This is a genomic window from Viridibacillus sp. NPDC096237 (genome assembly GCF_050278625.1).
Taxonomy (GTDB): domain Bacteria; phylum Bacillota; class Bacilli; order Bacillales_A; family Planococcaceae; genus Viridibacillus.
Genome location: NZ_JBNNTI010000072.1, coordinates 1 through 9,700, shown reverse-complemented (window position 1 = coordinate 9,700; position 9,700 = coordinate 1). Strand labels below are relative to the sequence as shown.

The following is a 9,700-nucleotide window of genomic DNA, read 5'->3' as shown; positions in this document are numbered from 1 at the left end:
TCATAATCTAAAAACGCCGTTAATTCTGTCGCCAACAACGTATTCACCGCTGTTTCTAAATGGGTACGAAAAACTTCAGTAATATCTTGTTTTTTACTAGAGCATCAACTAATTCTGTAGTAAACTGATTCATAGGGAAGACCTCTTTTCTAGGATTGGTTGTGGTGACTTAATTCTACCAAGAAAAGGTCTTCCTTTTTCTATTTATTCATTTACACAAGATATTTTACGCTCTCCTAGAAGTGTGTAGAGATAATAAAGTCGTTTAATATTATTGTTTTAAATATAAAAACCTTCCGACATTATAAATGACTGGAAGGCTTTTGAAGTTGTTTAACTTTTCGTATAGCAGAAGATTGTTACTACAATAATAAAGGTGCATAAATTGAGACTTAAATAAAAAAATTGCCCCTCGCCTAATCAACAAGTAGCAGTATTTTTAATGTTTCTTCTAAAAATTCATCTTGTACTTCAGTATTTTTAATACTAATCCCATCTTCTATTCGATCGAATCGGAAGGCTCTAATAATTGCTTTTAATTTGAGCAAATACTGCAATTCAACTTGATTAAGAGCTCTTTCTTCTTGATAAGCATTCATGAATAATAAAAACCTTTCATCTTTACTTAATGTTCCAATATAGTCCACGTGCCAACTATGATAGACACCTACTGCCACACATTCATTTAAGTACACTTCATTACCTGCTAAATTGAAATCGTAAATCGCGAGCTGCTGGTTTTCTTTTAATAACATATTGTAATAACAGAAATCCCCCTGAACAGCCCCTTGAGGAAATTTATCCCACACTTGTTTTAATTCTAAACGATAAGTTAAATATAATCTTTCAACTTTTGAAAAGAGTCTATGTGTAGAATAAGTATTTTTAAAATCCCGAAAACTTAGTTCATTCTCATCATAGTCGCCAATTTCATCTGTTTTATTTCCTCCAAACAAACTCCAAGATGTAGCAGTTGTTAAAGGAGAAATGATTGTAGACGAAAGACGATGTTGAATGCCAAATGAACTACCAATTGTTGCAAGTAATTGATCATCAAGTTTCTTTATAGGTTTTCCTAAAAGGGCTAATTCTAATGAAAACACTTTTTCATTTAGGGATATAGTATATGTACCTTCTTTAGTCTTTCGATAAGTTGGTGTATTTAATCCGTTCTCTGACAAAAATGTGGCATATTTGCAACCGCTTTCCCAATGACTTTGATTCGCTGGCTCTCCTTTTAAGTAATATGATTCATTCGTTTCCGTTTGAATTTTTGCTAATACACGTTCTGCATTTCTCATTATGTCTATATTTTTGGGAATAATGTTATAGAACTCGCAAATTGAATTAAACATTTACTTTGCTCCTTTATTGATGTTACTGCCCAATTATGCAATGTTAGATAATAGAATATTCTATATTTCCATTATACATGAAATGGAAAGAGACAATACGAGAGTTTGTATTTCACCCCATTTTTAATTAACTATTCTATTTTTTACACTATATTTTAGTATAAGAGAGCTTTTTGAATGAAAATAAAAAAGTGAGGGCGTAAATCTTTTGCTACTAGATGAAAATTAAAATATTGGCTCTAGTTTAAAAAAGAGCGGAAGTCGGATATATCGTCTTGAGCAATGCCTAAAACTGAAAATTTTTTTTCTTACTCAGCTGAGTCAAACTCAATGTAACCACTTTCTGAAAGTTGGATACGTTCTACTGGCAAAACTACTTTATTAGCAAGTTCAACTTGAGAATAAGATTCTTCTGTTCTACGATTTGTATTAAAATCACTTTTTACAGCTGCCTCCATTAAAAAGCTCTTTTGTTCTGGAAAATCTAATGTTGTTACTGATTATTGTGTAATCAAAATAATAATATCTCACAAAAATATGGACCATTTTATAGGTTTATTAAAATTTCTAGTTGAATTAACTAGTTTTGAATCAAACTTTTGGGAATATTTCGAATAATAAATATTCCCATTATTTTCATAATAAGTTAATATTGAGTTGTTATAAATTAAGAAAAAAAATTAAGGAGGAAGAAAATGAAAAAAGACGCTATTGAACGATCTTCACAATATGAGAAAGAACTTTTTGAGATTGATGAACAAATCTGTGCTTTATTAAAACAACGCAAAGACCTTTCAAGCGATCATTCAGGTTTTCCAACTGATAAAGTGCTCTCAAAATGGGCACAAAAGTATAATCTGTATGAAGATTATTTAAGTTCGTTATTTGGAACAGTTAAAATGCATGACTTCTTTAAACCTCGTGTTGAACCGAATGGATTTAGAAAGCACCTATCTGTTTTAAAATCGGTTGAAGTAGGTGAAAGATTTTACACTGTAACCTATATAAGACAGTATGAAAATGCCAGTGTTGTCCATCTTAATATCGATTGGGATGACAGAAATGATAGACTAATCGACCTTCAGCTGAATCATAATAATATTGCATTATATATAGGGAAACCATACGATTGTCGCAGTGATGGTGGGGCAGGATCGAAAGGAAACTCAATGCATAACTTCATTGTTTCTCCGCCATTACCTGATGATATTTCAGGAATGACTTTAGTGTTTAGAGAATACAGTGATTTCATTAATGAAAACCCAACAGGTCTGGATATTATCATGCATTTGGAGCAAATCAACAATTAGTATTGTACTAATATAATGAAGCGAATTTATAAAATGGTCTTTTGAAACAAAGAGGGATGATTGATGAATGAAAAATATCCAATAGGAGAATTCGATTGTGCTGAACATCTATCAACAGAAGAAATAAAGGCTTGGATCAATGAAATCTGGACGTTACCAATGAGATTAATAGAAGTAGTCAATTATCTGAGTGACGAAGCTCTAGAATATACTTATAGAGAAGGTAGTTGGACCATTCGACAAATTGTCCATCACATTGCAGATGGGTCATATGAATGCTTATATCCGTTTCAAATTAGCATTAACAGAAGAAAATCCAATCATTAAACCATATGAAGAAGATAAATGGGCTGAGTTACCCGATTAAAAGTTCCCCATTGCCACTTCTTTAAAAATCATTGAATCTTTACATGCGTTGGGTTTATCTAATTGAAAATTTAACGGATGAACAACTAAAAAGAACTTTTATCCATCCTGATTCTTGTATTGTTTCGATCGAGAAAAACATTGGTATTTATGCATGGCATGGTAATCATCACATAGTTCATATTAAAAGTGCTTAAAAATAATTAATAACATTTAATTTATCCTTTATGATCAAGAGTCCATTTTGAACAATCTTTTTTATAAATGGATTCTTTTTGTTTGCAGATAATGAAGGGTTAGCTAATTCTGATAATCAAACTCGAATCCAAACCTACAAGTAAGTGTAGGGTAGGCCAACTTAACATATTACATGCCATGCAATTTCAATGGTATTTTTCACTTATAAATTTTATCCTATCGTCACTAGGCATTCACCTATATCTTTACTTTCGCATACCTTATTTCTATAGAAAAACTTCTAGTTAGAGAGGAGATTTTTTTTAGTGAGCGGAAAAGAGTTACATTATTTTTTTGGAGGAAATACGGCAAGGGGTTTCTTTAGCCTATATGATTCTAATTTTGTGGGTTTAGAAAAGATCTTTATATTAAAAGGTGGCCCAGGGACTGGTAAATCGACTTTGATGAAGAATATTGCGAATGATTGGCAGGAAAAAGGATATGATGTAGAATTCATTCATTGTGCTTCTGATTCGGATTCTGTTGACGGTGTTATTTTTCCATCATTAAAAATAGGAATAGTTGACGGGACTGAGCCACACGTCATAGAACCAAAGGCTCCAGGAGCGGTTGAGGAATATGTGAATTTAGGGGATGCGTGGAATTCACAACAACTAAGTATCAAAAAAGATGACATTCTTCAGTTGATGAAGGAGAAAGAGGAAGCCTATGGGCAAGCTTATCATTCTTATGCTGAAGCGTTAGCAGTTCATGACGAGTGGGAAGCAATTTATATTGCCAATATGGATTTTGAAAAGTTAAATGCGTTAACAGAAGAAATAAAATCAATCTTTTTTGGAGAAATTCATTTAAATAAGGAAGCGAATGTCCGTCATCGATTTTTAGGAGCAGCTACGCCAATTGGAGCAGTAGATTATGTACCAAATTTAACTGAAAACATTCGTAAGCGTTACTTTTTAAAAGGCAGACCTGGGTCAGGAAAATCGACCCTTTTAAAAAAATTAGCTTCTACTGCTGAAGATAGGGGCTTAGATGTAGAAATATATCACTGTGGGTTTGATCCAAATAGCTTGGATATGGTCATCCTTAGAGAACTAGGGATTGCGATTTTCGATAGTACGGCACCGCATGAGTATTTTCCATCTCGTGAAGGAGATGAAATAATCGATTTATATAATGTTGCTGTATTCCCTAGAACGGATGAAATTTATGAAGAGCAAATTTTGGGGATTTCCACAAGATATCGAAATAAAATGAACGAGGGAACATCGAGTTTAGCAGAAGCCAAAAAATCGCATGATAAGTTAGAAGAGATATATCAAGAAGCAGTCGATTTTTCGATTGTTGAATGTATTCAAAAAGAAGTTGAAAACACGATACTCGAGTTAGTAAAGGGGGCAACTGATTAGTAATTTATTTTAAGTCTCTCAGTATAAAATTATGCTAATAGGTTATTATGTCTCTGCGTCTAAGGGGCAGTCTTAATAAAAAAACTAAATGATTTTTTTCATTGAGTTACTGATGAATTTCAGTAACTTTTTTACATAGCTAAATCAAAATAAGAATATGTTTACTTAGAATGAAAATTTCAAGCATGAACGAAATGATAGAAAAAAGGAAGACCCGTTTTTCTAGGATTGACTACTACACAACAATCCAATAAAAAGGGCCTCCTTAAAAATTATTTAAAATACTGCTATCCATTAAAATAGAATAAATTTTCAACTGCATTGTACTTCGTTATTGATCAATCGTTTCTTTAAAATCTTTTCTTTGTGATTTTAATTTTCTTATTTTAACATTAATGTTTTGAATGGAATTCTCTTTTAACTCCACTTTTCCATCTTTCTGAAGTTTTTTCCACGCTTTATTGTTTTTGCGATATAAGTATTCAGAGAAACGATAAATATCTGCATCGTTTTTCAGTGCTTCTTCATAGGTACCTTTTATTTCTTTTTTTACTTCTTTAATTATCTCTTTTATTATTTCATCAGATGTTACATCCCCATGAAACTCACTAACGGTCACGTCCATTTTTAAATTGATATCAAACTTCACTTCACTTTTCCTAACAATTGGTTTTACTTTGACTTTTAAGTTATCTACAACTACGGTGAATTCAGCTGGATTTTTCGAGTCTATCTTGACTGTAACTTCCCCGCGTTCCGTATCTTTTGTCATCCACTGTAATCCACGTATTTTTTCTGTAGGGATAAATCCTTTAAATTCTTTTGGAGAGAGTAAGCCAACTCCAGATAAAGTAGTGGAATTTTTTTGGCCTTGTTCCGTATCCCAATTATTATCGATAGAAACGAATGGGATAGGTATTTCATGGCTAGGTTCATTTAGTCCAATAATTAACTCTCGAAAATTGATGGGTTTTATAAAGGACTCTTGTTTATATGAATTTTCTGGATCACCTAACTTTGATAATATAAGCGCTTTATTGATAATCGGTGTGGTCAACAATATATCCTTTACAGAATCATTTGTACCGTACATCCAGATTTGATATCTTGTTTCTCTATAACGAAGGAAATTGTCGATAATAGGATTTGCTCTTCCTTCTTTTAATGCCTCTTCCGAGAAAATAATAAAAGAGAAAAAGCCCCAAAAAACTTTTTGGTCTAATGAATGGTATAATTCGAAAATCGCTTCATCAATTGTTTTTCCCTTAGCATAACCTACTTCGGATTGCACTGGATTAGTAACAGGTTGTTCCGTTTTTGCAGTGTTGGAAAAATCAATAATCTGAGCAAATACTTCGTACTCACCATCTTTGAAATCCACACCGACACCATGAATATATAGCATCCTTTCAGGTTCATCTGCATCCCAACAACCGGAGAGTAGAGCCGAGACAATAATCACAATAATCAATATTCTTTTATTCATTTTTGTCCTCTTTTGTCCTTGTTTTATCTAGAGGATCTAACATATTAGGACGCTCATTATAGTATTTTTGTGGAACTCGGAATAACGTTTTTCGGATTGTTGACCAATTTAAGTCTGATGCAATATTCATATATGGTACTCCGAAAGTTCGAATATTTGATAAGTAAAAAAGAGTAAAGTATAACGACATGAAAAACCCAAATAGTCCTAAAAAAGCGGTAGTTAGGATAAAACTAATTCGTAAAACACTTACTGCAGTTACAAGTGACTGATTGACTAGTGTAGACGTTGCTATAGTTGAAATTGCTATAATAACAATCATTGCAGGGCTCGTTACACCTGCTCTAATAGCGGCATCCCCAATAATTAATCCACCAACAACACTGATAGTTCCACCAATGGCAGCCGGAAGCCGTAAGCCCGCTTCGCGAAATAATTCAAACATGAGGAGCATAAGAAGCATTTCAATAGCAGAAGGAACTGGCAGGCCAGTATTTAATTGTACAACTGTCGCTAGCAATTGCAGTGGCAATTGATCTTGGTGAAAAGTAGTTAAAGCGAGCCAAAATGCCGGTAAGAGAAGACCGATTAAAATACTAGCCACCCGAAGAACCCGCTCAAAGGAACTGAAAATAATTGTATTTTCATTATCTTCACCTGATTTTAAAAGTAAAAATAAATTCACAGGCGTGACGACTACATAGGCTATACCCTCAACTAAAATCAAAAATCGGCCTCTTACAAGGGATTGAATGGCATGATCTGGTCTCCCTGTATAATCAATTCTTGGAAAGAGCATTCCATTTTTAATAATGCGTTCCATTAATATATCTCCGCTAAAAATGATATCTGTATCGATTTTATTTAACTCTTTTTTGATTTCGCTCAATATCTCTTTATTGGCAATATCATCAAAATAGAGAATGGCTACTGATGTTTTTGAACGTTCTCCTAATACGAATTTTTCTACGCATAATGAATTTGTAGGCAATCGTTTTCTTATTAACGCAATATTAACTGAAATATCTTCAATAAAATTATCTCTTGGTCCTTTAATAACCATTTCCATTCGAGTTTCTTCAGGTTTTCGATTCGGCTTTTTAGCAATATTGCTAGAAAAGAGGAGAAGTTCATTCTCAAAATAGAGTAGTAATTGACCAGAAAAAATAAGTGATATGGCCTCTTCTTTATCTTCTACTTTTATTAAATCTGGAATTAATAATTCAGCTTGCACTACGTCTTCTAATGGCTTATCCCCGACGTTCTCTAGAAGTTGCTGAACTCTTTGAATAATAACATCATTCAACAATTGTTGGTCTATCATTGCATCACAAGTAATGAATTGCACTGTTTGTTGATTAAATGTATACGCTTGAAAATGAACATCCGCAGACTTCTGAAATAACTGCATCAAAGTATTTAAATCTATTGGCTTTTTAGCCGATGTCATTTTCCTTCACTACTTTCTGAGTATTTATTTTTTTGGCCTTTTTAGATGATCTTCCTGAAATGAAAGCTACACTTGCAAGAAAAAGGGATAGTATCAAAAAGAAAAAGAAGGTAGTAGGCAATAAAAAACTCCCCTTAGCTTCAATAAACTTAGTGTCGCTCAATAGGAATAAAGATAAAGAAATAAAGAAGAAAGCTGGAGCTAGTGTTAACCAAATTCGCTTTTTCTTCCCATTCATATTGAAAATATCTACGACGACGTACAAAAGTACCCCAACTCTTATAAATGCACCCGTAAGCCATTGATAAATTGAAAAGAAATCAAGATGTTCAAAAAATCGTCCTATTGAAATGAGACCCCATTCTTCATAAGCGGGATAGGTTTGCTTAGAAGCCTCATCTGGACCAAATTCAATGATTGCTCCAACTAGTGGACCTAGTGTTAATCCCATTAAAATTAAAAGCATAATCGTGAAATGGTACCATCGAATTTTGTCTTTGATTTGATGTTGAAGGAACAAAAATAGCACCAGCTCTATAAATCCAGATGCAGGGTACACCATTCCTTTCAATACTGGGGAAAATCCGTGTTCAAAAAAAGGACGCAATAAATCAGGGTGTTTAACTTGAATATTTGTAAATGCTACAAAAAAGCCAAAAATAACTACTCCGAAAAGTACCATTACATTTATCATGGCAATGGTCTGTAAGTTCGAAGTGACGAGTAAGACACAAAGGATTGTGTAAATTATTAACATAATTAACATCGGTGTTTTAGGTAAAAAGGTCGTCGTTATCCATTGCAAGGTTTCTCTCATCGTAAATGCAGCAAGGACGATAAGGTAAAAGGCTATAATATAAAGCACAATGGAAGTTCCAACTTTACCTATTTTACGTTTTAACCAATCTTTAACAGGTTCTTGTTTTGATTTTTTATGAATATAAACTAAGAGAAACAGCCAAGGGAATAGTGCTACTGTAGACAATATTACAGAAGCCCATCCATCTCTCCCTGCAACTTTTAATAATGATGGAATAATAGTTACATGATTCTTTAATCCGATGACTGTCATCGATAGAAATATGACGTGCAATATACTAATTGTATCGAACTTTTTCACATTACACCTTCTTACATCAATTGGTATTTATTAGTTTTGCCAATAATAATAAAGTTTATAATATGTTTATGAAGGATTTATTGGGGTTTTTACAATTTAGAAAGCTATAAAAGGAAAAATAAACCCGCTTGAACAAATATCTTGCTTCAAGCGGGTTCATCTGTTCATAAATTTGATTAGGAACTTAATGGCTCTTCTAGAGAATATAAGAATTTCTCTATTTTTTCTTCTCCCACTTTTATCCATCTGCTTTTATCCTCAATGTGTCCGTCTGTATCTAAAGGTTTTTGAAATTGACTAATCCCAGCTACAGTTGCTAATGAATGTTCATCGCGGTCTAGACCGATATTTACTACATGTTTAATGATATAAGGGGGACCAAATAATATTAGAGCTTCATAGTGATCTAACTCTCCCTCTAATACTATAAAGGGGAGTCTTAAATAAATGGTCTCTCCTCCCTCACGCCATAAAATGGAGTCGAATTGTCCCTGATCGTAATCGAAATTCATACAAAAGTTACATCCATTAGCTTCAAAAATATCTCGAATATATCCAAAATGAGTTCTTCTACCTTCAATCGGTGATTGTAGTTTGATCATTATTATTCACTCCTATTTAAACAACACTGTTACTATTCTTTACAAATAGAAGAAACTCATACAAAAAAACTTCAAGAGAATGAAAAAGATTTCTGAAATAGAAGGTAGTATTTTTTGGGGGGTGGAGAAGCGTCCGCGGAAAGCGAGAAGTAAACTTCGTAAAACCTAATTTATCCTATATAAAAAAAGACTGTAGAAAACTCGTTTTTTTCGAGTTTGTCCACACTCTGAACTGAATTCAATTTTATAAAATGTTTGAATAAAAGCTTCTTTTCTTATTGTGAAAATCTAAAAAAAGTTTTTTTAAAAGACGAATTGTAATATTAAGTGCAACACCAAGACAAAATAGAAAACGCCCATAACGATTCCGTGTAAAATGTAAGTTACCACACTAAACATCAGAC

8 protein-coding genes and 2 pseudogenes are annotated in these 9,700 nt (G+C 32.9%); 3 read left to right on the top strand and 7 right to left on the bottom strand.

The genetic code is table 11. The features are described 5' to 3' along the window. The 3 genes and pseudogenes from ACQKMD_RS20980 to ACQKMD_RS20970 form a co-directional block, all read right to left on the bottom strand. Window positions 1-133, bottom strand: a pseudogene (locus tag ACQKMD_RS20980) (IS256 family transposase); the annotation flags it as partial. A gap of 283 nt (window positions 134-416) precedes the next feature. Then, window positions 417-1,355: a hypothetical protein gene (locus tag ACQKMD_RS20975; RefSeq protein WP_427754437.1), complete on the bottom strand. Its 939-nt coding sequence runs from the start codon at window positions 1,353-1,355 to the stop codon at window positions 417-419. A 308-nt stretch (window positions 1,356-1,663) separates the two neighbouring features. Then, entirely contained in the window at window positions 1,664-1,813 is a 150-nt protein-coding gene (locus ACQKMD_RS20970; protein WP_427754435.1) for a hypothetical protein, read from the bottom strand. Between the two features lie 237 nt (window positions 1,814-2,050). Between ACQKMD_RS20970 and ACQKMD_RS20965 the strand changes: the two genes are divergently transcribed. The 3 genes and pseudogenes from ACQKMD_RS20965 to ACQKMD_RS20955 all read left to right on the top strand — a co-directional run bounded on the left by ACQKMD_RS20965 (window position 2,051) and on the right by ACQKMD_RS20955 (window position 4,638). Beyond that, window positions 2,051-2,665, top strand: coding sequence for a hypothetical protein (locus ACQKMD_RS20965; protein WP_427754433.1), 615 nt, complete (start codon window positions 2,051-2,053; stop codon window positions 2,663-2,665). Between the two features lie 63 nt (window positions 2,666-2,728). Beyond that, window positions 2,729-3,228 (top strand): annotated as a pseudogene (locus tag ACQKMD_RS20960) (YfiT family bacillithiol transferase). A gap of 306 nt (window positions 3,229-3,534) precedes the next feature. Beyond that, complete coding sequence (locus ACQKMD_RS20955; protein ID WP_427754431.1) at window positions 3,535-4,638, top strand: PRK06851 family protein; 1,104 nt, start codon at window positions 3,535-3,537, stop codon at window positions 4,636-4,638. A 331-nt stretch (window positions 4,639-4,969) separates the two neighbouring features. Here the strand turns inward: ACQKMD_RS20955 and ACQKMD_RS20950 are convergent, their stop codons facing one another. From ACQKMD_RS20950 to ACQKMD_RS20935, 4 genes are all read right to left on the bottom strand, one after another. Next, on the bottom strand, window positions 4,970-6,124 hold the full coding sequence (locus tag ACQKMD_RS20950) for a Ger(x)C family spore germination protein (RefSeq protein ID WP_427754430.1): 1,155 nt from the start codon (window positions 6,122-6,124) through the stop codon (window positions 4,970-4,972). Then, on the bottom strand, window positions 6,117-7,574 hold the full coding sequence (locus ACQKMD_RS20945) for a spore germination protein (protein ID WP_427754429.1): 1,458 nt from the start codon (window positions 7,572-7,574) through the stop codon (window positions 6,117-6,119). Before ACQKMD_RS20945 ends, ACQKMD_RS20950 begins: the two co-directional genes overlap by 8 nt. After that, window positions 7,561-8,694 carry a GerAB/ArcD/ProY family transporter gene (locus ACQKMD_RS20940; RefSeq protein WP_427754427.1) on the bottom strand — a complete coding sequence of 378 codons (1,134 nt, stop codon included), beginning with the start codon at window positions 8,692-8,694 and terminating at the stop codon, window positions 7,561-7,563. Before ACQKMD_RS20940 ends, ACQKMD_RS20945 begins: the two co-directional genes overlap by 14 nt. A 176-nt stretch (window positions 8,695-8,870) precedes the next feature. Then, entirely contained in the window at window positions 8,871-9,296 is a 426-nt protein-coding gene (locus tag ACQKMD_RS20935) for a YugN family protein (RefSeq protein WP_427754426.1), read from the bottom strand. Between the last annotated feature and the right edge of the window lie 404 nt (window positions 9,297-9,700).